This window comes from Gracilibacillus timonensis (assembly GCF_900086715.1).
In the GTDB taxonomy this organism is placed as follows: Bacteria; Bacillota; Bacilli; order Bacillales; family Amphibacillaceae; genus Gracilibacillus; species Gracilibacillus timonensis.
On the sequence record NZ_FLKH01000012.1, the window covers coordinates 656,034 to 682,240 of the forward strand.

The following is a 26,207-nucleotide window of genomic DNA, read 5'->3' on the forward strand; positions in this document are numbered from 1 at the left end:
GCTTTACTGATGGTTAGTGCTTTGGACAATGAATCACCCTGCGCGCACATCTCCATTGCCTGGCAATATGCTGCCAGCCTCTCTGTTCTCCTTTTAGCTTCTCAGCAGATATGATAAAATTAGAATGTAAATAAATAAAATAGATAGAGGGGCTGTTAGCGTGGAAGCCGTTATATATATATGTCATGGGAGTAGAGTAGAACAAGCCAAACACGAATCAATGCAATTGCTTAGACGAGTAAAGGATCAAGTCGATGCACCGATTCAAAAGGGTTGCTTTTTAGAACTACAGGAACCAAATATATCAGACGCCGTTGCAAAAGTTGTAGAACAAGGGGCCACAAAAATTGTTGTGATGCCCATTTTATTACTCACTGCAGGACATGCTAAACGAGATATTCCCAAACTGATCGAACAAGAACACCATAAGTATCCCGAAGTAGAGTTTGTTTATGGAAAGGCGATTGAAGTGGATGACAGGATGGTAGATGTATTGGCAGAACGCATTGATGAACTACCACTTCAAAATTTGGAACATTTCGAAATGTTGTTGGTGGGAAGAGGCAGCAGTGATCCGGATATATTAACCGATATGGACCAATTGGCAAACATGCTACAAGAACGATATCCGAATTCCTCGCTGGAGGTCTGTTTTCTAGCGGCTGCAAAACCTAAATTTGAACAACTGTTACAAGCCAAGGTAAATCAATCCAGTTCCGTGATTGTTATTCCTTATTTATTATTTACCGGGCTGTTAGATCGTGGCATCAAGGAATATATTGCTTCCTTGAATTTGGGGAACGATCAACAAGTGCTGCGAACCGATTATCTAGGGCATCACCCTAATGTGGTTGATGTGTTAGTTGATCGAACCAAAGAAGCAATGGAGGGAGCGGCTGACCGTGCAGAAATGGCTGAAGGAAGTAGCTAGAGGAAAAAAGGGCTCCAAGGATTTAACTTATCAGGAAACAGTGGAAGTAGCCGAAACCTTGCTGTCTGGACAAGCAACATCGGCACAAACCGCCGCTTATTTGGTGGCAGAACGCATCAAGATGGAATCGGCAGAAGAATTATTGGCATTTATTCATACGTTATCCGATCATGCCGACCATCTGGACTTAAGCGCCGATCGGCAAGCCCAAGCCATTGATTTTGCAGGACCGTATAATGGTCGGAATTCCTTTGCGGCCACTATTCCTGTATCGCTTTTGTTAGCGGAACATGGTGTACCTGTTTTTCTCTCTGCTAGTGACACGCTGCCTCCTAAATATGGTACTTCATTAAAAGCGATTATGCAGGAATTGTTGATATCAACGGAGGCAACTAAGCAAGAGCTGACCGCCATGGTCGAGCATGATCAGTTTGGGTTTGCCGACACCGAACAATATTGTCCGGCTCTTGCTCGCGTTCGTCCCATAAGAGAAGAGATCGGGGTGCGGACCCTATTTAACACCGTAGAAAAACTAGTCAACATTAGCCAGGCGAAAAATGTGATGCTGGGTGCCTTTCATCGGACGGCTATTAATAAATTATCGGAGGTCTTCAAGCAGCTTGATTATCAACATGTTTATGTAGTTCAAGGCTTGGAAGGTTCAGAAGATGTCCCAGTGCACCGCAATAGCTTCGTCTTTGATTGGACACCAGAGGGACTGGACTCGTTTATCGTCAGACCAGAAGATTATGGGCTGGCGAGTAAAGAATTTGATAAACAGGAAAAGTTATCGGCAGTAGAGCAGGCACATAGAGTTCGAGCTGTTTTCCAAGGGGAACAGACGGGGAAGTATCGCCGTTGTTTTACAGTTACCTCACCTATATTAACACTGAAACCAGTTGCTCTATCAATGATACGAGCTTATTTTTTTATTTATTTTAAGTTATATTTTGATAGCGTAATATAACGATATATGATATAATAAGGGATAAAGCAGGTGATATCATGTATTTAAAAAAGACAAAAACAAAGAATGGACGAATTCATTTAAGTATTGTCGATTCTTATTACGATAAAGCGAAAAAACATGCCAGACAGGTAACCGTGGAAAGCTTAGGTTATCTGGATGAAGCGGAGAAAAAATATGATGATCCCATCGCTCACTTTAAAGCACGTGTAGAGGAATTAAAAAGAGCGAAAAACGAAAAGAAAGAACCCATCCGATTGGAACTGTCTGTTGATGAAAAAATGGAAAAAGGAAAAGCATACCGAAAAAATTTCGGGCATGTGATACTCAGTCAGATTTATCACCGGCTGAAGCTGGATACTTTTTGGAAAAATCGTTCGCATCGCCGGAAATTTGATTTTGATGCCAATATTATTTTTAAGTTATTGATTTTTACACGTCTCTTGTATCCCGGATCGAAATATCAATCGTTTGAAAATCAATCGCTCTTTTTTGAAAGAACAACTTTTAAGCTTGCCGATGTCTACCGTGCACTTAGCTTCTATAACGAGAAAAAAGACGACTTCCTTTCGTGGCTGCATGACCAAGTAACAGAAAATTATGGACGAGATACCTCCCGTGTTTTTTATGACGTCACCAATTATTATTTTGAAACAGAGACTATCAAAGAAGATGATATGCGCCGGAAAGGGGTATCGAAGGAGCATCGCCCCAATCCAATTGTCCAAATGGGGCTGTTTATGGATAATCAAGGCATTCCCATCACCTATCAGTTATTCCCTGGAAATACGAATGATTGTATGACCTATCGTCCAAACCTCAAAAAAATGAAATTAGATTATGGAATCAAGCGTGCTGTTGTCGTAGCTGACAAAGGAATGACCACAGGAGATAACATCTGGTATACGCTCTCTGCCAAAGACGGCTATGTATTCAGTATGTCCGTACGTGGAGCGAACAAGGCATTAAAAGATTATGTGACGAATGAAAACGGCTATGAATGGCTCGGAAAGGAATACAAACGAAAATCCCGGTTATATCCAAGAGATATTCAAGTGACAGCGAAAAATGGAAAAAAACTTACTAGACAAGTCCATGAAAAACAGGTCATCTTTTGGAGCGAAAAATATGCGAAAAAAGCCAAATACGAGAGAGAAAAAATCCTTCAAAAGACACAAGCTTTAATCGACAATCCAGGGGCTTATAAACGTGCCACTTCCGTAGGTGCCAGTAATTATATTAAAAACATCCGCTTTGATAAAAAGACAGGCGAAATTTTAACACCAAAAGAACAACTGCAGCTCGATATAGAGAAAATAAAGGAACAAGAAAAACTGGATGGCTATTATGTATTGATTACCAGCGAATACAACGAATCGGATGATGCCATCATTGATATGTATCGAGGATTATGGCGGATTGAAGAAACGTTCCGGATCACGAAAAGCAATTTAGAAACCCGGCCTGTTTATGTTTCCAGCCAGGAACATATTGAGGCACATTTTCTAACTTGTTTTGTATCACTTACGATCGCCAGGTTATTGGAGATGGAGATGAAAGGAGAATATGGTGTCTCTCGTTTATTAAACAGTTTACGCAAAGCAGAATGTACAGAGCTTAAACAGAATTATTATCTATTTGATTATTATGACGATGTTCTGGAGGCTGTTGGCAAGCAATTTCAAATTGATTTTTCTTCCAGATATCGTCGATTGGGAGAAATTAAAAAGATTTTAGCACAGACGAAGAAAAGGTGATTTTTCCCCATGAAAACAGGACAAAATACAACACCCCTCCATCCCAGTTACATCAAGGGATAAAGGGGTGTTTTTGTTTGTTTTTACTGTAAAACTCAGGATTATGGGCTGGCGAGTAAAGAATTTGATAAACAGGAAAAGTTATCGGCAGTAGAGCAGGCACATAGAGTTCGAGCTGTTTTCCAAGGGGAACAGACGGGGAAGTATCGCTATGCCTATCATCAAACCCTTTTAAACGCGGGTTTACGCTATTACCTTTTTCATATCACCTCAAGTATAGAAGAAGGAATTGAGCTTGCTAAGCAACAAATACATACGGGGCGGGCGTTGGGAAAATTGCAGTCGCTCCAGCAGCATAACTGAGGTGTCTACATCGATTTCATTTGCGCCACATGATCGAGCCAGTCTTGTTGTGCTCTCGTAGAAAAAATAGGTTCATCGACAATCGTTTGTAATAATTCCTGTCTCTTTTGGGCAGAAGCTATATGCGTACGGACTGTGATGCGGGCTTGGTATAAAAAATCGATATATTGCTCATACGAATCAGGGATTTGTTCTTCTATCGTCTGCTTTATTTTTTGTGCAAGGATAGGACTGGCACCTCCCGTAGAAATCGCAACCTGTAATCGCCCTTTGTTTATCGTGATCGGGAATTGCAGGTTGCCGACGTGTGCTTGATGGCTGGCATTTACCCAGGCTTTCTCTGGAGCATGTTCTGCCAAATATTGATTAGTCGCTGGATCGTTGGTGGCAATAATAATAACGTCTGCCTCTGTCATATGGGATAATTGACAACGTGCCTTGATCCATTGAATTTGATACTGGTCAATAAGGTTTTGTATGATAGATGATATTTCCGGACTGACAATCGTTATATTGTGATGAAAAGGAAGCAGTTTTTGCAATTTTCTTGCTGCTACCGTTCCTCCGCCTGCTAAGACAATTTTTTTATGATGCAGATTCACAAATAAAGGTATGAGACACATGGATAAATCTCCTCGCCGTGATGGTTTTTCTTCATTTTAGTATGAGTAATCACTTTAGACAAGCGGTTTGACAGAAAGTATGATCTTTTTTAAACTTAATATAATAAATAGTTTGATTTCGAGAGAAGAGGAAGGGTGATAAGATGAAGCATATTTTTAAAGAAGGAAAACAATTACAGGGCCCCACCTTACTTTTATTACATGGCACAGGCGGTACAGAAACTGATTTGCTGCCGATTGCAGAACGACTGGATCCAGATGCCAATGTGTTAAGTGTGCGTGGCAACGTGTTGGAAAATGGCATGCCGCGATTTTTTAAACGGTTAGCGGAAGGCGTTTTTGATGAAGAGGATTTGCGCTTGCGGACGAAAGAGTTATATGAGTTTCTGGATGAAGCGGCAGAGGAATACCAATTTGACCGTAACTATGTGATCGCCGTAGGTTACTCGAATGGCGCAAATATCGCAGGAAGTTTGTTATTTCGCTATCAGGATGCTCTATCTGCTGCTATCTTACACCATCCAATGGTCCCAAGCAGGAACATCGAATTGCCAGAGCTGACTAATGTGAAGGTTCTGATTACCGCTGGACATAATGATCCTTTGTGTACAGAGCAAGAATCCTTGGACCTGGAGCGAATTTTGAAGGATAATGGTGCTTTGGTTCAGATTCATTGGGAGAATAATGGCCATCAGCTGACCCAAACAGAAGTTGCTGCAGCAAGCGAATGGTATCAAAAAGAAATGAGCTAAAACAAGACCTTGTATTCCGTGATGGAGTGCAAGGTTTTTTATGGTTGCCATAAAAGAAATGACGACCAAAAAAGTTCGGAAAGCTTAGAAAATGGTTGTCATGATCAAGATAATCCCCCGTTTTATTTTCCAGGTTTGGTCCATCATTTAAGATCGTCAATGTTCCTTAAGTGATAAAAGATCAACACATGGAAGTCTAAAAAATTAAAAAACCCTCTTGCAATTTTTCAAAAATCATCTATAATTAACTGTATTAACATAACTAGTACACCTAATACAATTAATACAGTGAAAGGGAGGGTGCCATGTTTGAATTAGATTTGCGCAGCAGGCAGCCGATTTATGAGCAATTAGTGGATAAATTCAAACAGCTCATTATGAGTGAAGTACTTCAGCAAGATGAACAGTTACCCTCGGTACGATCACTAGCACAAGATTTATCAATTAATCCTAATACGATTCAAAAGGCATACCGAGAGTTAGAAGCACAGGGCTATATTTATTCTGTAAAAGGAAAGGGTAGCTTTGTCAGTCAAATATCACAGATAGATAACACAGCAGAGATCAAGGAAATTAGAGAACATTTGAAACGATTAATGGTCGAGGCTTTTTTTCTCGGCATGACAAACCAAGAGATGAAGCAAATAATAGAAGAGAGTCAGACATCAGTGTTAAAGGGGGATGCTTATGATCCAGATTGAGCAATTGTCAAAGCATTTTGAAAAAAATAAGGTGCTGCAACAGATTAACTTATCCGTTAAAAAGGGTTCAATTTATGGATTACTTGGTTCGAATGGCGCGGGCAAAACGACATTGCTAAAAACGATTGCTGGTATCATTAAGCAGAATCACGGGAGTATCCTGATTGAAGACAACCCGGTTTTTGAGCATACGCTATTAAAAGAACGAATGATTTTTATTCCAGATCAACCCTTTTTCTTTTCACAATATACCGTTAAGCAAATGGCATCATTTTATGCCAATACCTATCCATACTGGGATCAAAAACGCTTTGATCATATGCAGCAGTTATTGGATTTAAATCCGAAAGAGAAAATCCATAAATTCTCCAAAGGAATGCAGCGCCAAGTAGCTTTTTGGCTGGCTTTATGTGCTCGCCCGGATTACTTAATTATGGATGAACCATTTGATGGGCTTGACGCCGTCATCCGACGTAAAATCAAGTCATGGATCATTCAGGATGTAGCGGAACGTGATATGACCGTACTTATTTCCTCGCACAACCTTCAAGAAGTGGAGGACATGTGTGACGCGATCGGCGTATTACATCGTGGTAAGCTCTTGATCGAGAACAATCTTGATGATCTAAAATCCGATACACATAAGGTGCAATTTGCCTTTAAAGGCGAAGTGGATGAGGCAGCTTTATTAGAAGGATTACAGATTATTGAAAAGGAAAAACGAGGCAGTGTTTATGTTTGTGTGATTCGAGGGGATCGAACAGATATTGAAGAAAAAATAGGGAAGTATCAACCAGTGATTTTTGATATTTTGCCGTTAACATTAGAGGAAATCTTTATTTATGAAATGGAGGATGCGGGCTATGGGATCGAGAATATTCTCTTATAAAAAAGAATTAATGAAACAAAGTTTTCGATCAACTGGCTGGATTGGCATCGCCTACTTATTGGTATTATTGCTCGTCTTACCAATACGCGTTCTCATGGAGCTGTCCAATGAGGAATTTAGGCTCGGACTTGCGCAAGAAGAAATGTGGGAGCATACCGATATCTTTCTATCCTTGGGTTCTGCTTTTCAAGTGCTTTTTATTGTTATCTTTTCTGTATTGGCTGGTATTTTCGTTTCCCATTATATGCACGCAAAGGGGTCTTCTGATTTTATGCACAGTCTGCCCTTGAAACGCTCCACCATTTTTATTCATCAGCTGGTGATGGGGTATATCCAATTGTTAGTTCCTGTTGTGCTTACTGGTTTGATCTTACTGGCGCTGTTGAATATCGATCAAGTGGATATCATTTATCAAAGTGGCGATATTTTTCGCTGGTTTTATTATACGATGACGTTCCAAACCTTGTTCTTTGCTTGCAGTTTATTTATCGGACACCTTACCGGTAATTCAATTGTTCAAGGTGCACTTACCTATATTACCCTGTTTTTCCCGGCGGGTATTATCTTTTTGCTGCAAAGTAATTTGGCGCTATTATTAATTGGTTACAGCGATTCCTTTACGCCAGATGCGTTAATGTACCGTTTATCGCCAATTATCTGGCTGATAGATAATATGTATGGCGTTTCGGATGGCTGGACGTTATGGTATTACTGGATTGTTGCCCTTGTCTTTATCGTTGTGGCTGCTTTGCTTTATCAGATAAGACCAGCAGAAGTAACACAACAAGCCTTTGCGTTTCCAATTATCAAGCCTATTTTTAAGTTTGGGGTTACCTTTTGTATGATGTTGCTGGGCGGCATGTATTTTGCGGTGATACAAGGTGCAAGCCTTTCTTGGTTAACGGTAGGTTATGGATTAGGAGCTGTGATTGGCTATGTATTGGCAGAAATGTTAATTCAAAAAACTTGGCGTGTGTTTGCCAAGTGGAGAGGATTTGTCGTGTATATCGGCATCTCGATTATTTTACTCTTATCCGTTGTCTTTGATTGGTATGGATTTGAGTCTAAAATTCCAATCGCTGACCAAGTAGAGGGAGTGATGATTAACACTGGAGAGATGGGAAGCAGGTACTATTTAAATGAGGAGTATGATTCCGATTATTTTGTGGAAGATCATCAAAGCATTCAAGATACGATCTCGCTGCATCAAGAGCTACTGGATCGGAACCGACACTCTACTTTTGACGGCATTTTCTATTCCAATAACGTAACGCTAACGTATTTATTATCCAACGGCCAGCAGATGACGAGGGAATACACAATGGATGATATTACGACACTAGATCCATACCTAGAACGAATGGCACAGCATGATAATTTTAAAAAAGCTATCTATCCGTGGCTATTTGAGGAGGGTATTACATTCCGGTCTGTTTACCTTTATGGTTACCAGCAATCACAGGAGATAACGTCTCCGGAAATGATCGATAAGCTAGTGGAAGCTTATCGGCAAGATGTGCTTGATATGGACTATCAAATGCTTAGACGGGCAGATGTACAATCTACGCTTTCGATCGAATTTCAACTCCATGATGGAACGTCTATTGGTCATGGTGTTCCGGTGAATTTTCGGCATGTGATTGAGTTGTTGCAAGAAGAAAACATGGATGACTTAATACAAGTCAACGAAGATGATGTGCGAATGATTGCTATCACAGATGAAACAGGTGATCCAGAAGATTTTTACGCCTTTCCATTTCAAGATGTACCAGGAAATTGGCTACGTGTGACCGATGGACAAGATATTAGTGAGTTAATGGATTTAAACGCAAATCAAGACGGGGATCGGTGGATTGGCTTTTACGGACGTGAGAATGAATTATTGTATACCATTCCGATTGATTCGTCGCAATTACCTGCTCATATAAGCAGTCAATTAGAATCGCCCTAAAGGAAGGTGAAGCAGTGTGTGGAACTACGATATCATTGTTGATCAATTTCAAGCCATGATGTATTATACCGCCTTCAATGTAGTAAAAGACAAGCAAACCGCTGAAGACGTTGTGCAAGAAACGTGGATCAAGGTGCTAAAACAAGGGAAGAAAATAACGCAGGTGGAAAAGCTGGGTTCCTGGCTAAAAACAATTACGACCCGAACGGCCATTGATTTACTCCGCAAAGAGAAACGCTCACATACCTGTTTGTTTCAGGATCCTAATTGGCTGGAAGAGCTGGATTTGTGTGCGGGGGACTTTGTGGAAGAACGTTTAAATTGTTCAATCCTATTGGAAGAGTTAGAACAATGTATCGGTAATCAGCAAAAATTATTGGCTGTCTTTCAACTAAAATTCAGGCTGGAGTTTGATAATCAACAAATAGCAGAGATGTTAAATATTAGTAATTCAGCAGTGAAAACACGACTGTTCAGAATCAGAAAATTACTTAAACGTGCGGAAGTTGTAGAGGATTTTTCCGAATTTGCAGTCGGTGCATAATATGTATATGCAACTGTTTTTTACAAAGGGACTTCTTTTAATGGAAGTCTCTTTTCACTTAGGTAAAATAGGTTTATAATGACAGTAGCAAGGAGAATGATAACTAACTCCTGTCAGTGTAAATAAAGGATGAGTAATGTGGGGCATTTTATCTATGTGGTATTACCATGGTTTTTTCTAAGTGTGTGTTTGATCGGGATGATTATTAGTTTATTCAAACGATTGCCTTATTGGTGGGGGTTTCTTAGCTGTGCCGTAGGTGTAGTGATCTATCTGATTGGTAATGAAATGGTAGGGGGCTACAATGGGATGAGTTTGAGTCTGATTGGCGCTTTGCCCTTTACCATTGGCTTGTTTATTTTATTTTTTCTATTTGTAGGAAACAAATTCCAATGAGATGCTGGGGTTAGATAGAACAAGATAGCAAATAATAAGGTGTATCCTAACGAATGGAGGAATACACATGAGAAACAAACGAATGCTGTCTGTACTAGCGTCGGTTGGAATTGGTGCGTATGCCTATTACCATATGCGCCGCAACAAAACAATGATGTAATCGATAGCGAGGGGAAACTCGGCAATGGTCGAGTTTCCCCTCGTATGCTATTCTAGACGGGCATGCTTCCTGTTCTTGTAAATGACTGCCTATTGTATGTGAGACTAAGAAGAAAAGGCAGCCTCGATCCCGTATCATCTAACGGACAAAAATCCGTACAATCATGAAATATTGTCCGTAATGAATCTAACGGACAAAAAATGGAGAAATCACGAAATATTGTCCGTAAGAACGAAGAATCTAACGGACAAAAAAATGCGAAATGGCGAAATGCTGTCTGTAAGAATGAATCTAACGGACAAAAAATGGAGAAATCACGAAATATTGTCCGTAAGACCGAATCTAACGGACAAAAAAATGCGAAATGGCGAAATGTTGTCCGTAAGAACGAATCTAACGGACAAAAAAATGCGAAATCGCGAAATGTTGTCTGTAAGAATGAATCTAACGGACAAAAAAATGCCAAATCATGAAATATTGTCCGTAAGAATGAGCACAATACTGCTTCGTCTTATCTGCATGCTTGTAACTGACACAGCTCATGGTGGTACCAAGTACACTTCTTGGTTTTAACAATTATTTTTTGCTATAATAAAAGGGTGAAAACACGGAAACAACGAAAGGTGGAGGAAAATGACAAAATATATCGGCTATATCGGATCTTATACAAAAAAGGAAAGTGAAGGAGTATATAAATTTATTTTAGATACAGAAAAGAAACAATTAAGCGGTGTAGAGGTGGCAGCCTCTCTTGATAACCCTACATATGTAACGATAAGTAAAGATAATCAGAATCTCTATGCGGTGGCAAAAGAAGGAGATCAAGGTGGCGTGACGGCATTTGAAATTGCGGATGATCAGGGAAGCTTACGCCCGTTAAACAGTCAAGTAACACCTGGATCGGCTCCTTGCCATGTCAGTGTAGATAGTCAAAACCAACTAGTGGTGGCAGCCAACTACCATACTCAGTTAGTGGAGGCATTCGCAACCAATTCCGATGGATCCCTGCAGGCACCAACTTCTGCCAAGCATGAAGGGAATGGGCCTCATGAAAGACAAGAAAAGCCACACTTGCATTTTGCAGGATATACACCAGATGAACGTTTTGTGGTGGTAGTCGATTTAGGAACGGATACGATCACGACATATCAACCTCAGGATGGTAGTTTGGAAGAAGTGAATGTGTTAAAGACAAAACCAGGTAGTGGTCCTCGTCATATCGCTTTTCATCCCAATAGAGAATATGCTTATGTAATGACAGAGCTTAGCAATGAAGTGATTGTCTTAAAATATGATCAGCAGGACGGTCGTTTTGAAGAATGGCAGTATATCTCGACATTACCAGAGGATTTCACGGAGAACAGCCAGGGAAGTGCGGTTCACCTTTCCTCTGACGGTCGGTTTGTTTATGCTGGAAATCGAGGACATAACTCGATCGCTGTGTACCGCGTATTAGATGATTTTACCGTGGAATTTATCGAATGGACAGATACAGAAGGGGATTGGCCACGTGATTTTGTTTTAGATCCTTCTGAACAGTTTATTGTAGCTTCCAATCAGGAATCTGGCACCATCGTATTATTTGAACGTGATCCAGAAGCAGGCACGTTAACGCTTGTCCAAAAAGATGTAGCTGCACCGGAAGCCGTTTGTTTGAAATTTCTTTATGCATAAAATTAAGAAGTGCCCTGTCTTGAAAAAACAGGGCACTTTTGCTATTCAATGACTCGGTTTGTTTCATCTACTTCTAACTTCTCAACTGTCTCCATACGGGCAATATAACCATCTCCATGGCAGATGGAACAAGTATATTGCCACTGGTTATCATCCATTAACAGACCTGTTCCATCACAAGCCTTACAAGCAAACTGTTGGGAACCCATAAACGAACACCCCTTCCATTGGGATTATTGTTTTTGTTTAATCCAATTAATAATACCGCCTTGTAAGATGATATCAAGCTGTCGATCGGTTAAATCATGCTGTACCTGGATTTGTTGCTCAGATCCTTTGACCTGAATCGAAAAGTCTCGTTTTTCTTTAAGGGTATCATGGATGTGACGAAATTCCAGGATATCTCCTTGTTTAATCTTTTCAAAATCCGTTTCATCGACAAAGGTTAATGGTAAAATCCCGAAGTTAATCAGGTTTTGTAAATGGATCCGGGCAAAATCCTTCACCAGTACCACTTTTAATCCCAAATAACGCGGCGCAAGTGCAGCGTGTTCTCGACTGGAACCTTGACCATAATTGGAGCCGGCAATAATCGTATGTCCACCACTGTCACGCTTTTTCATCGCCTTCTCATAATAGTCTTCATCGATAATTTCAAAGGCGAAGGTACTAATTTTTTGAATATTACTACGGTATGGCAATACTCTGGATCCACCAGCTAGGATCTCATCGGTAGAGATATTGTCCGTCATTTTTAATAATACAGGCAGATCGAAATTATTTTCAATCGCTTGAAAATCAGGTATGGAGGAAATATTTGGTCCTTTTTCCAAGTTGATCTCACGATTGTCTTCTGGTGGTGCCTCCAACATACCCTGTGTAGAGAATTTGGTTGGCTCACTAATAGTCGGATAGTCCATCTCCAAGCTGCGTGGATCGGTTATCTTACCTGTCAGGGCAGAAGCGGCAGCTGTCTCTGGACTACATAAGAAAACACTATCCTCTTTGGTACCTGAGCGTCCCGGGAAGTTTCTCGGCGTGGTGCGCAGACTGTTTCTTCCTGTAGCTGGCGCCTGTCCCATACCGATACAGCCATTACAGCCAGCTTGATGCATACGGGCGCCAGCCGATAAAAGATTGGCGATATGGCCGTTTTCGACAAGCTGTTCCAATAATTGCCGCGAAGTAGGGTTAATATCGAAAGAGATACCTGCCGCAATTTGTTTGCTTTTAACAATCTCACTAGCAATCGCAAAATCACGATAACCAGGATTTGCCGACGAGCCGATATATGACTGATAGATGGTCTCTCCAGCTACCTCTGCAACTGGAACGACATTGTCTGGACTGGATGGCGTTGCAATTAATGGTTCTAACGTAGATAAATCAATATGATCTTCTTCATCATAGCTAGCCCGTTTATCAGCAATCAGTTCTGTCCAGTCCTCTTCACGTCCTTGTTGTTGTAAAAATCGCTTGATCTCCTGATCGGAAGGAAATACTGTTGCTGTTGCACCAAGTTCGGCGCCCATGTTGGCAATCACATGTCGGTCCATTGCCGATAATTCTTGGACTCCTGGGCCGTGATATTCAATAATTTTACCAACACCGCCTTTTACTCCGTGACGGCGTAACATTTCTAGGATGACGTCCTTGGCACTTACCCAGTCTGGTAATTTTCCGGTTAATTCAACGCCCATCACACGTGGCATTTTTACATAATAGGGTTCACCGGCCATTGCCATGGCGACATCAATCCCACCGGCGCCAATTGCTAACATGCCCATACAGCCATTGGCACATGTGTGACTATCCGACCCTAACAAAGTTTTACCTGGTTTGGCTAGCTGTTGCATATGGACAGGGTGGCTAACTCCATTACCTGGCCTGCTGTAATAGATGCCAAACCTCTGAGCCGCACTACGCAAAAATAGATGGTCGTCGGCATTACGAAAGTCTTCTTGAATCAAGTTATGATCGACATATTGAGCTGAAGCTTCGGTCTTCACCTTATCAATTCCCATTGCTTCTAATTCCAGCATGACCATTGTACCTGTTGCGTCTTGCGTCAATGTCTGGTCTATCTTCAGTCCGATCTCTTCACCAGCATTCATCTCACCTGACAGTAAATGTTCTTGAATTAATTTCTGCGCTACGTTTAGCTGCATGCTTTCTCCTCCTTATGTTATACTGTCTTGCTTAGAATATGCTTATATAGTAATTATTACACCTGTGAGTTGTCGTTAAACTGTAAAAATGGGGAAGTGACAATATTTTATGTAGGAAATCTTTGCTTAAGAGGTTATAGCCTATTGATAATTAGATAATTACCAAGACCACAAGTGATGAATCTCGCGGACTGTAGAGAGGAAAACGCGTTCCTGAGTCCATAAGAATGAATCTTGTGAATGAGAACTGAGGAAAAAAGATCGCACTTGACGTGAGATAGCTCTGGAAAGCAGAGGGCTTGGCTAGAGTGTTGTTAGGCACTAATTATTCTCTCAAAGTACCCGATTTATCGATACGCTGATTTTGAGGATCCAATCGATTCAAAATATAATGAGGATTGTATTATTATCCTCAAAAAAAAGATACCGGAAAAAACCGGTATCTTCATGACCTTACACCATCACCTTACACATATCATTCGTAAGTGCAACAGGATCTTCAACAGGAAGACCTTCGATTAACAAGGCTTGGTTGTATAGAATATTGGTATATAATTTAACCTTTTCTTGATCAGAACCATGGGCGCGTACCAATGCATCGAAAATCTCATGCTTATTGTTGATTTCCAATACTTTAGTCGCTTCGATGTTTTGATTATCTGGCATTTGCTTTAATACCTTTTCCATTTCAATCGATACTTCACCCTCAGCAGATAAGCAAACCGGATGCGACTTCAAGCGAGTAGATAGCTTAACATCCTTCACTTTACCGCCTAAGATTTCTTTCATCTCGTTTAGTAAATCCTTATGCTCTTCTTTTTGCTTTTCTGCTTCTTGTTTGGTCTCCTCATCCTCTAGATCAAGGTCACCGCTAGAGACATTCTTGAATTCTTTCTCGTCATAATTCATTAGCATACGGATCGCAAATTCATCGACTTCATCAGTGAAATAAAGGATCTCATAACCTTTATCCTTGACTAATTCGGTTTGTGGCAGTTTTTCAATCCGGTCATGCGATTCGCCTGTTGCATAATAAATATGCTCTTGATCCTCTGGCATGCGTTCGACATACTCTTTTAAGGATACTAATTTGTTTTCACTCGAAGAATGGAACAGTAATAAGTCCTTTAACGTTTCTTTGTTGGCGCCGAAGTCGGAATAGACACCAAACTTGATTTGTCGGCCAAAGGCTTGGTAGAAACGTTCATATTTTTCACGATCGTTCTTCAGCATGCTTTGTAAGTGATTTTTGATTTTCTTTTCTAAGTTTTTGGCGATTAGCTTCACCTGGCGATCTTGCTGCAGGATTTCCCGGGAGATATTTAAAGATAAATCCTCGGAGTCAACAATCCCTTTGACAAAACTGAAATGATCCGGTAATAGGTCAGCACATTTTTCCATAATCAAGACACCGTTAGAATAGAGCTCCAACCCTTTTTCATATTCCTGAGAATAATAATTGAACGGTGGCTGTTCTGGAATATAAAGGATTGATTGGAAACGTACGGTACCGTCGACACTGATGTGCTGATGGCTTAATGGTTTGTCAAAGCCAAAACGTTTCTCTTGATAAAAGCTTTCATAATCCTCATCTGTTAACTCCTGTTTATTTTTGCGCCAGATTGGCACCATACTGTTAACCGTCTTTTCTTCGGTAACATCGATGAATTCTTCTCCTTCATCGTCTTGCGGTTGTTGTTCGGTTATATCCATCTTGATTGGGTAGCGGATAAAGTCAGAATATTTTTTGATAATCGTCTGTAGTTGGTTTGGATCTACGAAATCATCGTAATTTTCTTCTTCTTGATTTTCTTTGATTTGGATGACGATTTCTGTACCAACGTCTTCCTTTTCGATCGGTTCAATGGTATAACCCTCGACACCGTCAGACTCCCATTTGTAACCTTCGTCACTGTAGAGTGAACGTGTATAAACGGTTACTTGATCGGCTACCATAAAAGAAGAGTAGAAACCAACCCCAAATTGACCAATGATCTCTTGTCCATCCTTCATATCAATGTCTTTTTTGAAATCAAGGGAACCACTCTTGGCAATGATACCAAGGTTATTCTCCAGCTCTTCTTTGGTCATTCCGATACCAGTATCTTTTACGGTTAAGGTACGAGCTTCTTGATTTGGTTCAATACGAATAAAATAATCTTCTTGGTTAAAAGATATATTTTCATCCGTCAATGCTTTATAATAGATCTTATCAATCGCGTCACTCGCATTGGAAATCAATTCACGTAAGAAAATTTCTTTTTGTGAGTAGATAGAGTGCACCATCATTTCTAACAGCCGCTGTGATTCGGCCTGGAATTGCTTCTTTTCCATGTCGTATTCCTCCTCTATTTCTGTCTACTATGTATTTTAGCACTCTTTGCTTCTGAGTGCTAACACTTTACATAAATATCATATATTTAATAGACTGTCAAGAATAATAGTGTGTTAACGTTTGGTATAAATGAGAGCATTTTAATAATTCCATCGCGGAATTTCGTGTTAAAATATAAAAAAGGAGTGTAATTTCATGAAAATAACGTATAATGATACTGAGGTGAATAAAATGACTGAAAAAGAAAAGCTCTTTTTGTTGATTGGTCGTTTGAATTCAAAGCAAATTACTGCTCTTCATGAAGTGGTTAGTTCTATGGTTTCCTCAGAAGGAAAAGCGTATCCTGAAGAGGAACTAACCGAAGGAGAACAGGATGAATTGAATGCAGCAATAAAGGACTATAAAAACGGAAAGTATGAGCGCGGGGACAACTTGCATGAATTATTTAGTTAATGTAGCTGTATCTTCAAAAGCAAGAAAGTATATAAAAAAGCTTGATAAACCTAATAAAAAAAGAATGATCGATGCTATTGAAAAGCTACAACATATACCCCCTGAAGGAGATATTAGTTCATTGAAAGGAAACCCTGGTATACTTCGTTGTCGAGTTGGGGATTGGAGAATTGTTTTTGAGCAAAACATGGCATCTGAAGAGCTAGTTATTCATGCAGTTGATTCCAGATGTCAAATATATAAACATTTATAAATGATTTATTTCAAAACATTCATTTACCTACTATCTATTTAGGTGAATGAATGTTTTTCAAATGTTTTGACTACACTAGTATGTTAGAGGAAATAAGAAAAGACGATGTGACTGTTTCTTAAATTATATTAACTATTTTTTTGGAACAAGTAAGTGAATCATTTTAATTGACTTTTTGAACAACCAATAAAAAATGATATAATAAAACCAAACGTAAGTAGAAACGGAGGAATGGCAATGAAGCAATTAAATGAAGCAACGAATTTTTTACAGCAAAGAATCAATGGCAAGCCAGCGATCGGATTGATTCTCGGCTCGGGATTAGGCGTGCTTGCTGATGAGATCACAGAGGCTACGAAAATCAAGTATGAAGAAATCCCAGGGTTCCCTGTTTCCACCGTGGAAGGACATGCAGGACAGTTAGTTATTGGCCAGCTGGATGGGGTTGAAGTGATCGCCATGCAAGGACGCTTTCACTACTATGAAGGATATGGACTAGACGCTGTCACTTTTCCGGTCCGTGTAATGAAGGAATTAGGTGTCAGCACATTGATTGTTACCAATGCAGCCGGCGGAGTCAATCAATCCTTGGAACCGGGCGATTTAATGTTAATTACAGACCATATCAACAATACCGGTCAAAATCCATTAATCGGGGAGAATGTGGCTGAGCATGGTGTACGCTTTCCAGATATGTCGACGGCTTATGATCGAGATTTACAAGCAATCGCCAATCAAACAGCGGAAGCTCTAGAGCTCCCACTAAAACAAGGGGTGTACGTATGGAATACCGGCCCTAGCTATGAAACACCAGCCGAGATTCGCATGTTAGATAAAGTTGGTGGCGATGCAGTTGGCATGTCCACCGTACCAGAGGTAACCGTCGCTCGACATGCTGGCATTAAATGTCTCGGTATTTCTTGTATTTCCAATATGGCGGCAGGTATTCTCGACCAGCCATTGACACACGACGAGGTGATCGAAACCACCGAAAGAGTGCGGACCAGTTTTTTACAATTTGTGAAGCACTTAGTGCAAAAAATTAGCTAGAGAGGAGGGAAATGATGCAAACGAAACTTATCGAAGAGGCAAAAAAAGCGATGAAAAAAGCCTATGTACCCTATTCGAACTTTCAAGTAGGTGCCGCCTTGTTAGATAAAGACGGACACATTTTTCATGGCTGTAATATTGAAAATGCCGCTTACCCTATGTGTAATTGTGGTGAGAGAACGGCTTTATTTCATGCTTATGCCAATGGTTCGCGAGATTTTTCCATGATGGCAGTTGTCGCCGATAGTGACCGGCCCGTTTCACCATGTGGGGCTTGTCGTCAGGTGATGGCAGAATTGTGCGAGGCTGATATGCCGGTGATTTTGACCAATTTACAAGGGGATGTACTGGAAACGACGGTGCAGGACTTGCTGCCAGGCGCATTTATCTCAGACGATATGTCTAATGTACAACAATAAAGGAGTGTAGCAAATATGACACTAGCAAATAAGATAGATCATACGGCATTAAAGCCAGATACGACGAAAGAACAGATAGAAACCTTATGTCAAGAGGCAAGAGAACATAGCTTTTTCTCCGTATGTGTGAATCCAACCTGGGTAGAGACAGCGGCTGCATTATTAAAAGGATCAGATGTGGCTGTATGTACGGTGATTGGTTTCCCATTAGGAGCCACCACACCTGCCGTCAAGGCCTTTGAAACCAAATATGCTATCGAAAAAGGCGCTACAGAAGTGGATATGGTCATCAACATCGCTGCCCTAAAGGATGGCAACCATACCTTGGTACAGCGAGATATCGAGTCCGTAGTGCAAGCAGCAGGGGAGAAGGCCTTAGTCAAAGTGATTATCGAAACATGTCTGCTCACTGATCAAGAAAAGGTAGCTGCCTGTGAACTGGCTGTTGCGACTGACGCTGACTATGTCAAAACCTCAACAGGCTTTTCGACAGGAGGCGCTACCGTAGAAGATATTCGCTTAATGCGAAAAACAGTAGGACCAGACATTGGTGTGAAGGCTTCAGGCGGTGTCCGGGATCGTGAAAAAGCAGACGCCCTCTTGGAAGCAGGAGCAAGCCGAATTGGCGCTAGTGCCAGTGTAGCGATTGTGAATGGTGGAGCGAGTAATAGTGATTATTGATAGGGCAGGATGATTGGTAGAGAGAATACTTTTTTGTTAATAATTAATATCCTAGTGGAGTGCTCTTGGCTTTCACTAGGATATCATTCTAAAGGAATAAAAAATTGGATCACCATAATGCATCCAAATGATATTATTTAAAGAAATATATGTTAGTGTTTAAATTTTTGTATTTATGTTAGTTTCATAAACATGGAGGATATGGCATTGATCATAGCACTCGATCCATACTTTCCAGCACTTCGGACTGTCTTAAAAGATTGAAAAGGAAAATGGAATTCTCCACTCGTAGACCGCAGTTATTTACCAGGGGATAATCAGAAGAAGGGATGTTTTTGGAAGTTCAACAAGTGACGACTCCATGCGATGAGCCAACTATGAAAGGAATGGAACTAGAAAATGATCCAACTTGAATATTTCGAAGAGAAAGATTTTAAGGATTTGATGGATTGGATACCTTCAGCAGAATTTCTTCTTCAATGGGGAGGTCCCCAATTTGTATTTCCTTTGACCAAGGATCAACTTCATGATTACATCAAACATGCCAATCTACATGATTCCGAAACGTATATTTATAAAGCAAAGGATTCTGTAACAAGGAAAATGATTGGGCATATTTCATTAAATAAAGTGGATAGAAAAAATAGATCAGCTCGAATAGCTAACGTATTAATTGGTGATAAAGCTTCCCGCGGAAAAGGAATGGGAAAGGTAATGGTAAACGAACTTCTTCCTATTGCGTTTGAAGAATGGAAGTTGCATAGAGTGAGCCTTGGTGTATTTGATTTTAACCAATCGGCTATTCATTGTTACGAAAAAGTTGGATTTAAAAAAGAAGGACTATTAAGGGAATGCCGTAAGATAGGGGGAGAATATTGGAATCTTTTAGAAATGAGTATTTTAGAGGATGAGTGGAAGGCGTTATCCTATAAATAAGCCAAATCCAAACCCGATTACTTATCGTTGGACAATAAATAGGATGAAAAATATAAAAATAACTCTATCCACAAATGGAAAAACCCTCTACAAATTCATGTAGAAGGTTTAACACGTCAAGCAATATAGTCTTCTCTTTCAATATCATCAGTTTCTTTTTTAAGATAATATTTTCCTTTGGTCGTAACGGCGATAACAACGGTTAAAACCGAGGCCAGTATGGCGGCGAAAAATGCTGCTGTGTTTTGCAGAAATTCCCCCATAAATCCTAACGCAGCCACGGTTCCGAGACCACTAGCAATGATCAGCGAAACAACACCCACTGGATTCCATTTATGCAGATTTTCTTGTCTCACCTCATAATATCCAGGACCAATTTTTAACATACGCTTCACAAAAACAGCATCCGTCACAAGAATAGCTGCCCAGGATAATAGGAAAACTCCTTGGAATGTCAATACGGTATCCAGATGGTTTACAATTTTGGCGAGCATTAAGATGATTGCAGATACACCTGTTACCACCACCCAAAAACGTCTGCCCGGTTTAAAATGAAAAATATTTTCAAAAAAATTAGATAAGGACAGGGAGCCGCTATAGATATTTGTCACGTTAATTCTTACTTGGGTAATCATGGTGAATAATGCGCCCCAAACGCCAAGAAGTGTAACAATATATACACCCGGATTTGGCTCTCCTAAACGAACACCGAACCAAATGCCAAGGCCGCCCATAACCCCGAAACAGAAAATTTGCGGGATAAATCCAATAGCAAATATACCAATTTTACGATCCTTTGGTTTAAGGAAACGGGCATAATCGGAAGCCAGCAGGGGGGTTAGACCCATAATACCATGTTGCATTCCAATACAAAGCAGCAAGGCTGTGCCTCCAACCTGCACATTTTCTGGCATATATGTCCAAAATTCGCCATCGTAAAGAGACGGTTTCATCGCAGCTACAATAATGGCAGTTAATAAAAATATAAAAAACAATGGCAATGACCATTTCTGCAATTTATCCAATTGCTTAATGCCAAACCAATTTAACGGAATAACAAGAGTTCCAAAGAAAAGAATCAAAGCCCACTCCGGGATAACAGGGAAGAATTCATGTACAGCAGCAACTAGAATAAGTCCCTCAAGTGCGCAATACATAATAAAATTGGTGGCATAAATCAAGGAAGTCAAGGACGCACCAATATAACCAAAACCGCCGCCTCTTGATAATAAGTTGACGTTCGTACCAGATTTTGCTGATAGATACGCAATAAATGTTCCGAGGATACCAGCAACTACGATAGCATATACAGCAGAGATAATGGCATTAATTGCGCCAAATTGCAGGGCCATCACACTTCCCATTTGAAAATAAAATATTGCCGTTGCAATGCCAAAAGTAATATTAGTAATACTTAACCAACCCATGTTTCTTTTGTGGACAGGGACTCTGCCCAATGAATAGTCATCACTAGAGTTTTGGGTTTGATTTTGATCTGAAGAAATATCAGAATGCACATCATCATCTCCTTTTGTATAGAGTTTCACATACTATCTGATTTACTTAAGAAAGTTCGTATAGAAATCAGACGAACTTTTATATAGTATCAATTATTTAGAAACCGAACAAATGCAATTACTGTTCATATTCCCGTGTGTAACACAGGGAAGCTTCCTCTATCTGCTAAACCCCTCGTTTATCATAGGATTAAGGAAGATATGCTATTTTGTAGTCGTTTCATTCAGAAATTCAATCGACGAATCTTTTATATAAATGAGCTGGCTAATTACTACTGTTATTTACTCAAAAATCCCCATGATAAGGTTGTAACCGATTACTTTTCATTGTATAATAAGCTTTATGTAAAATATTGAAGGGGTGTTAAATACATGCATGATCATTTATTTCAGGTACGGGGGTTACGGGGATTTTAGTTGAAGATGATGAAATACTTATAGTAAAACAAAATGTTTCCACAAAAAGAAATTGGTCACTTCCAGGTGGGCATTTGGAAGAAGGGGAAACGTTAGAAGAAGGTGTTAAAAGAGAATGGAAAGAAGAAACAGGGATAGAAGCTCAAGTCATTAAATTGTTATATGTATGTGATTTTCTTGAAGCCACTTCACCTTTACTACACATAACATTTCTCCTGAGCAAAGTTGGCGGCTCGATAACCCTTCCTTCTAATGAGTACGATGCAAACCCTATATCGGATGTGAAAATGGTACCGATTAGCGAGTTAGAACAATATGGATTTAGCACAAGATTTACGAATTTAGCTTTATCTGATTTTCCTCATGCTGGTCAATACATGGGAGTGAAATCGAATATTGGATTGTAGAATTTAGCGAGGAATATTAATGAATCTTACAATCAATTGAATAATAAGATTTCAATGATGAAAGGTGTTTTATAAAATGGGAATTGATTTTCACAATCAAGAAAATAGACACAGTTATTCTGCTAGAGGGGTGGATGATACATGGATAAACTTCATGAGAGATTTAATTCCTTCTAGTAAACGTAATAAAGCATTAGATATTGGATGTGGAGGTGGTATTTACTGTAAAGGGCTCTCAAAACTAGGTTTTAAAAGTATAACAGGAGTTGATTATTCAAAAACTCTTTTAAAAGATGCTATAGAAAATTGCAAAGAATATAATCATATCAATTTTATTAACGGAAATGCTTTTAATACGGGACTAAAGAGTAATGAGTACGATATTGTACTAGAGAGAGCATTGATTCATCATGTCAATGACCTGGAACAACTTTTTATGGAAGTTTATAGAGTTTTAAAAAAGAATGGTCTTGTTTTTATACAAGATCGAACTCCTGAGGATTGTGTATTAAAAGGAAGTAATACTCATATAAGAGGTTACTTTTTTTCATGTTTCCCAAAGTTATCCCAAAAGGAAGCGAATAGAAGATATAAAAGTGAGACCGTAAAATATAATTTGAAAAAAGTTGGTTTTAAAAAAATAGAAGAATTCAAGATATGGGAGGTAAGGAAAAAATACCAGAGTAAGCAACAACTGTTAGAAGACTTGCTATCAAGAACAGGAAGAAGTATTTTACACGAACTCAGTGATGCTGAATTAAAAGAGCTTGTTCATTATTTGGATAAAAAAATTCATGATAATGATATTATAGAAAAAGATCGTTGGACGATTTGGTTGGCAACGAAGTAAATTAGCATGATAAGTAATACATTTTGGTGAAGCAAATAACGTAAAAAATGCAGATTATATAATTGTACTAGAGAATGGTTTAGTAGTAGAAGAAGGAAACCACGATGAATTAACAGCAAAAAAAAGCGTCTACCATAAGTTGGTTCATTCAGTGGAAGAATATGAAGTAATAACATAATTTATAACTCAAAGATAGAATAGACAGGTATGTCATAATATAGTTTGGTATGCCTGTAGTCAAGTGCTATAGTTGATTATTAACTTTGATTTCCTAAAACATATTGCTCAAAGTTTGTCCATCAAGTCTACAGCTGCTTATGAAGATTCTATAGCCCATTTTAACTCATCATTAGGAGGAATCCACTCTATAGTAGCTTTTGCAAATTTTTTCATTTAAAATAACTTTTAGCAAAGCTTTGTGATAATCAGGGATATCTTTATGAGATGGAATATCATCTATACTTATCCAGTGAGAAGTCTGCTTTTCAGGTTCATTAGATCGTAACTACCTCTCTAATACAAGCATTTTCTATTTTTTCGAATGTATCTACATGTCCACCTGGTGGGATATATTTATTATACGTTTTATATTTCGGATCATTCTTTTTTATTGTAGCAATACAATTATTTTTAATGATGATACAGGATGTTTGTACTCGAATATCCATATGTAAAGCTCCTTCGGGTATATTTAGCTCGTTTATTTTAACCTATGGATTGACTTATATTAATTCGTGTTACGGTAGTTTGATTTTTTCTTTTTGTGATTGCGTTTACCATTTCAAAATGGGGGTAACAAGTATCTATTTCTTTTCAAAACAAAAGGGGAGAAAAGCTTCTCACAAAAAAGCAAATACCCCCAGACTCTCGTTTCCAAGAGCCTGAGGGCTATTTTTTTAACCGCGCGCTTGCTCAAATGCAGCAATGCGGTCTTCATTGGTTAAGGTTACAGCAATTTCGTCCCATCCGTTTAAAAGCATTTCTCGTTTATAGTTATCCAAATCAAAGCTTGCCTCAAATCCTTCGTTATCGAAGACTTTCTTTTCTTCCAAGTCTACGGTAAGATGGTAGGATTCGGATTCGGCCTTTTGGATTAAGGTCTGTACTTCATTCTCTGTTAGCTTGACGGGCAAGATCCCGTTTTTCGTACAATTGTTATAGAAAATATCGGCAAAGCTTGGGGCAATGATTACCCGGAAGCCATAATCCTGCAATGCCCACGGTGCGTGCTCACGTGAGGAGCCGCAGCCGAAATTCTCGCCAGCTACCAAGATGGAGGTGCCTTTATATTTTGGTTGATTTAATGAAAAGTCTTCTCGTAATTCTCCTTTGGAATCAAAGCGCCAATTATAAAAAACAAATTGACCGAAACCTTGACGAGAGATTCGTTTGAGAAACTGTTTTGGAATAATTTGATCGGTGTCAACATTTGCCCGGTTTAACGGGTATACAAGCCCTTCATGTTTACGAATTGGTTCCATGTCTCATTCCTCCTTGTCGATTAGCTTGGTGTAGCAACGCCTAAATGACGTACATCGGTAAAGTGGCCCTTGATCGCAGCGGCTGCGGCCATTTCTGGGCTGACTAAGTGTGTACGTGCACCTGTGCCTTGACGACCTTCAAAGTTACGGTTGGAAGTAGAGGCACAGCGCTCGCCTTCTGGTACGACATCATCATTCATGGCAAGACACATACTGCAGCCAGCATCACGCCATTCAAAACCTGCCTCTTTGAAAATTTGATCCAATCCAAGCTCTTCTGCCTGTGCCTTGACGCTATGGGAGCCAGGTACTACAATGGCCTGCACATCAGGATGGACAATGTGTCCTTTGATAATTTCCGATGCCCGTTGTAAGTCAGCTAATCGCGAGTTCGTACAAGAACCGATAAAGACATGCTCAATGTTAACAGAAGCAATCGGTTCGCCGCCTTCTAGTCCCATATATTCTAAGGCGCGTTGGATTTCATCACGGTCATTGTCATTTGTTGCGTCTTCTGGAACAGGAACATTAGCACTAACCGGAATACACATGCCTGGATTCGTGCCCCAGGTTACTTGTGGTTCGATTTCTTCTGCGTCTATTTCTACTTGCTCGTCATAGACAGCACCTTCATCGGTTGCTAGTGCCTTCCATTCTTCGGCTAATGCTTCGAATGCCTCTCCTTCTGGAACATATCGTTTACCACGTAAGAATTCGATTGTAGTATCGTCAGGACTGATTAAACCAGCACGTGCTCCAGCTTCAATCGACATATTACAGATCGTCATCCGGCCTTCCATGGATAGGTTACGAATCGCTTCTCCCGTGTACTCAAGCACATACCCAGTACCAAATTTTACGCCGAATTTACCGATAATTGCTAGGATTAAATCTTTGGCAGTAACGCCTGTTCCTAGCGTGCCATTTATTTTAACATTTAAGGTCTTCGGTTTTTCTTGCCAGATCGTTTGAGTGGCTAATACGTGCTCCACTTCACTCGTACCAATGCCAAATGCCAAGGCGCCAAATGCACCATGAGTAGATGTGTGGCTATCTCCACAAACAATCGTTTTACCTGGCTGGGTTAAACCTAGTTCTGGCCCGATTACGTGCACAATCCCTTGGTCGGGATGATTAATGTCTGCTAATGGTACACCAAATTCTTCACAATTTGTCTTCAACGTTTCCATTTGTGTTTTGGAAACTTCATCTTTGATCACATTGCGGTGGATCGTTGGTACGTTATGATCCATCGTCGCAAAGGTAAGGTCTGGACGTCGTACCTTACGATTATTAATCCTTAGTCCTTCAAAGGCTTGGGGAGATGTCACCTCATGAACAAGGTGCAAATCAATATATAACAAGTCCGGTTTACCTGCTTCTTGATGGACCACGTGCTTTTCCCAAACTTTTTCAATGACTGTCTTTGGTGTCTTCATCGATTGTCACTCCTTCTTTTATCATGATAAGTAGAAAAAAGATCGGCGTTGATACGATCCGAAGATAGACCACGCCGACATTTTCCCTCTTGG

27 protein-coding genes and 1 pseudogene are annotated in these 26,207 nt (G+C 39.9%); 20 read left to right on the plus strand and 8 right to left on the minus strand.

What is annotated here, in order from left to right; genetic code table 11:
* Positions 1 to 160 precede the first annotated feature (160 nt).
* The 4 genes and pseudogenes from BN6556_RS14210 to BN6556_RS21730 all read left to right on the plus strand — a co-directional run.
* Positions 161 to 931: a sirohydrochlorin chelatase gene (locus tag BN6556_RS14210; RefSeq protein ID WP_066192661.1), complete on the plus strand. Its 771-nt coding sequence runs from the start codon at positions 161 to 163 to the stop codon at positions 929 to 931.
* Positions 903 to 1,898, plus strand: coding sequence for an anthranilate phosphoribosyltransferase (locus BN6556_RS14215; protein WP_187374480.1), 996 nt, complete (start codon positions 903 to 905; stop codon positions 1,896 to 1,898). The genes BN6556_RS14210 and BN6556_RS14215 overlap by 29 nt, the downstream gene beginning before the upstream one ends.
* A 38-nt stretch (positions 1,899 to 1,936) precedes the next feature.
* The gene (locus BN6556_RS14220; protein ID WP_066187115.1) at positions 1,937 to 3,655 is read left to right on the plus strand and encodes an IS1634 family transposase; all 1,719 of its coding nucleotides are present in this window, start codon (positions 1,937 to 1,939) and stop codon (positions 3,653 to 3,655) included.
* A gap of 102 nt (positions 3,656 to 3,757) precedes the next feature.
* Positions 3,758 to 4,018 (plus strand): annotated as a pseudogene (locus tag BN6556_RS21730) (anthranilate phosphoribosyltransferase); the annotation flags it as partial.
* A gap of 5 nt (positions 4,019 to 4,023) precedes the next feature.
* On the opposite strand, the gene BN6556_RS14225 reads toward BN6556_RS21730, so the two are convergent.
* Positions 4,024 to 4,641 (minus strand): precorrin-2 dehydrogenase/sirohydrochlorin ferrochelatase family protein, encoded by a 618-nt coding sequence (locus tag BN6556_RS14225; protein WP_066192663.1) that lies wholly within the window; start codon positions 4,639 to 4,641, stop codon positions 4,024 to 4,026.
* 143 nt (positions 4,642 to 4,784) lie between these two features.
* Between BN6556_RS14225 and BN6556_RS14230 the strand changes: the two genes are divergently transcribed.
* The 8 genes from BN6556_RS14230 to BN6556_RS14265 all read left to right on the plus strand — a co-directional run bounded on the left by BN6556_RS14230 (position 4,785) and on the right by BN6556_RS14265 (position 11,708).
* Positions 4,785 to 5,393 carry an alpha/beta hydrolase gene (locus BN6556_RS14230; protein WP_066192664.1) on the plus strand — a complete coding sequence of 203 codons (609 nt, stop codon included), beginning with the start codon at positions 4,785 to 4,787 and terminating at the stop codon, positions 5,391 to 5,393.
* A 305-nt stretch (positions 5,394 to 5,698) separates the two neighbouring features.
* Positions 5,699 to 6,094 carry a GntR family transcriptional regulator gene (locus BN6556_RS14235; RefSeq protein WP_066192666.1) on the plus strand — a complete coding sequence of 132 codons (396 nt, stop codon included), beginning with the start codon at positions 5,699 to 5,701 and terminating at the stop codon, positions 6,092 to 6,094.
* Positions 6,081 to 6,983 (plus strand): ABC transporter ATP-binding protein, encoded by a 903-nt coding sequence (locus BN6556_RS14240; RefSeq protein ID WP_066192667.1) that lies wholly within the window; start codon positions 6,081 to 6,083, stop codon positions 6,981 to 6,983. Before BN6556_RS14235 ends, BN6556_RS14240 begins: the two co-directional genes overlap by 14 nt.
* On the plus strand, positions 6,958 to 8,934 hold the full coding sequence (locus BN6556_RS14245; protein WP_066192669.1) for a DUF6449 domain-containing protein: 1,977 nt from the start codon (positions 6,958 to 6,960) through the stop codon (positions 8,932 to 8,934). Before BN6556_RS14240 ends, BN6556_RS14245 begins: the two co-directional genes overlap by 26 nt.
* A 16-nt stretch (positions 8,935 to 8,950) precedes the next feature.
* Positions 8,951 to 9,478 carry an RNA polymerase sigma factor gene (locus tag BN6556_RS14250; protein WP_235817532.1) on the plus strand — a complete coding sequence of 176 codons (528 nt, stop codon included), beginning with the start codon at positions 8,951 to 8,953 and terminating at the stop codon, positions 9,476 to 9,478.
* A 138-nt stretch (positions 9,479 to 9,616) separates the two neighbouring features.
* The gene (locus BN6556_RS14255) at positions 9,617 to 9,874 is read left to right on the plus strand and encodes a hypothetical protein (protein ID WP_130859772.1); all 258 of its coding nucleotides are present in this window, start codon (positions 9,617 to 9,619) and stop codon (positions 9,872 to 9,874) included.
* A 379-nt stretch (positions 9,875 to 10,253) separates the two neighbouring features.
* A complete protein-coding gene (locus BN6556_RS14260; protein WP_066192673.1) occupies positions 10,254 to 10,607 on the plus strand; it encodes a hypothetical protein in 354 nt (117 codons plus the stop codon).
* A gap of 60 nt (positions 10,608 to 10,667) precedes the next feature.
* The gene (locus BN6556_RS14265; RefSeq protein ID WP_066192675.1) at positions 10,668 to 11,708 is read left to right on the plus strand and encodes a lactonase family protein; all 1,041 of its coding nucleotides are present in this window, start codon (positions 10,668 to 10,670) and stop codon (positions 11,706 to 11,708) included.
* Between the two features lie 41 nt (positions 11,709 to 11,749).
* Here BN6556_RS14265 and BN6556_RS22320 read toward each other — a convergent pair whose 3' ends face one another.
* The 3 genes from BN6556_RS22320 to htpG form a co-directional block, all read right to left on the minus strand.
* On the minus strand, positions 11,750 to 11,917 hold the full coding sequence (locus BN6556_RS22320; protein WP_162840601.1) for a hypothetical protein: 168 nt from the start codon (positions 11,915 to 11,917) through the stop codon (positions 11,750 to 11,752).
* Positions 11,918 to 11,941: 24 nt separating this feature from the next.
* Entirely contained in the window at positions 11,942 to 13,876 is a 1,935-nt protein-coding gene (locus BN6556_RS14270) for an aconitate hydratase (protein WP_066192677.1), read from the minus strand.
* Between the two features lie 453 nt (positions 13,877 to 14,329).
* A complete protein-coding gene (htpG, locus tag BN6556_RS14275) occupies positions 14,330 to 16,210 on the minus strand; it encodes a molecular chaperone HtpG (protein ID WP_066192679.1) in 1,881 nt (626 codons plus the stop codon).
* Positions 16,211 to 16,406: 196 nt separating this feature from the next.
* On the opposite strand from htpG, the gene BN6556_RS14280 reads away from it, so the two are divergent.
* The 6 genes from BN6556_RS14280 (at position 16,407) to BN6556_RS14305 (ending at position 20,003) form a co-directional block, all read left to right on the plus strand.
* Entirely contained in the window at positions 16,407 to 16,664 is a 258-nt protein-coding gene (locus BN6556_RS14280; RefSeq protein ID WP_066192681.1) for a hypothetical protein, read from the plus strand.
* Positions 16,648 to 16,917 carry a type II toxin-antitoxin system RelE family toxin gene (locus tag BN6556_RS14285; RefSeq protein WP_066192684.1) on the plus strand — a complete coding sequence of 90 codons (270 nt, stop codon included), beginning with the start codon at positions 16,648 to 16,650 and terminating at the stop codon, positions 16,915 to 16,917. The genes BN6556_RS14280 and BN6556_RS14285 overlap by 17 nt, the downstream gene beginning before the upstream one ends.
* A 231-nt stretch (positions 16,918 to 17,148) precedes the next feature.
* On the plus strand, positions 17,149 to 17,967 hold the full coding sequence (locus BN6556_RS14290) for a purine-nucleoside phosphorylase (protein WP_066192686.1): 819 nt from the start codon (positions 17,149 to 17,151) through the stop codon (positions 17,965 to 17,967).
* 11 nt (positions 17,968 to 17,978) lie between these two features.
* A complete protein-coding gene (locus BN6556_RS14295; RefSeq protein WP_066192688.1) occupies positions 17,979 to 18,386 on the plus strand; it encodes a cytidine deaminase in 408 nt (135 codons plus the stop codon).
* 15 nt (positions 18,387 to 18,401) lie between these two features.
* Entirely contained in the window at positions 18,402 to 19,067 is a 666-nt protein-coding gene (gene deoC, locus BN6556_RS14300; RefSeq protein WP_066192691.1) for a deoxyribose-phosphate aldolase, read from the plus strand.
* 399 nt (positions 19,068 to 19,466) lie between these two features.
* Positions 19,467 to 20,003 (plus strand): GNAT family N-acetyltransferase, encoded by a 537-nt coding sequence (locus BN6556_RS14305; RefSeq protein ID WP_066192694.1) that lies wholly within the window; start codon positions 19,467 to 19,469, stop codon positions 20,001 to 20,003.
* A 116-nt stretch (positions 20,004 to 20,119) separates the two neighbouring features.
* On the opposite strand, the gene BN6556_RS14310 is transcribed toward BN6556_RS14305, so the two are convergent.
* Positions 20,120 to 21,520, minus strand: a complete 1,401-nt coding sequence (locus BN6556_RS14310; protein WP_066192696.1) for a purine-cytosine permease family protein — start codon at positions 21,518 to 21,520, stop codon at positions 20,120 to 20,122.
* 386 nt (positions 21,521 to 21,906) lie between these two features.
* Here BN6556_RS14310 and BN6556_RS14315 point away from each other — a divergent pair, with 386 nt between their 5' ends.
* Complete coding sequence (locus tag BN6556_RS14315; RefSeq protein ID WP_066192698.1) at positions 21,907 to 22,344, plus strand: NUDIX domain-containing protein; 438 nt, start codon at positions 21,907 to 21,909, stop codon at positions 22,342 to 22,344.
* Between the two features lie 76 nt (positions 22,345 to 22,420).
* Positions 22,421 to 23,194, plus strand: coding sequence for a class I SAM-dependent methyltransferase (locus tag BN6556_RS14320; protein ID WP_066192700.1), 774 nt, complete (start codon positions 22,421 to 22,423; stop codon positions 23,192 to 23,194).
* Between the two features lie 494 nt (positions 23,195 to 23,688).
* Here BN6556_RS14320 and BN6556_RS22165 read toward each other — a convergent pair whose 3' ends face one another.
* The 3 genes from BN6556_RS22165 to leuC form a co-directional block, all read right to left on the minus strand.
* The gene (locus BN6556_RS22165) at positions 23,689 to 23,862 is read right to left on the minus strand and encodes an NUDIX hydrolase (RefSeq protein ID WP_161485713.1); all 174 of its coding nucleotides are present in this window, start codon (positions 23,860 to 23,862) and stop codon (positions 23,689 to 23,691) included.
* A 228-nt stretch (positions 23,863 to 24,090) separates the two neighbouring features.
* A complete protein-coding gene (gene leuD / locus BN6556_RS14325) occupies positions 24,091 to 24,675 on the minus strand; it encodes a 3-isopropylmalate dehydratase small subunit (protein WP_066192702.1) in 585 nt (194 codons plus the stop codon).
* A 20-nt stretch (positions 24,676 to 24,695) separates the two neighbouring features.
* Positions 24,696 to 26,114: a 3-isopropylmalate dehydratase large subunit gene (leuC, locus tag BN6556_RS14330; RefSeq protein ID WP_066192704.1), complete on the minus strand. Its 1,419-nt coding sequence runs from the start codon at positions 26,112 to 26,114 to the stop codon at positions 24,696 to 24,698.
* Between the last annotated feature and the right edge of the window lie 93 nt (positions 26,115 to 26,207).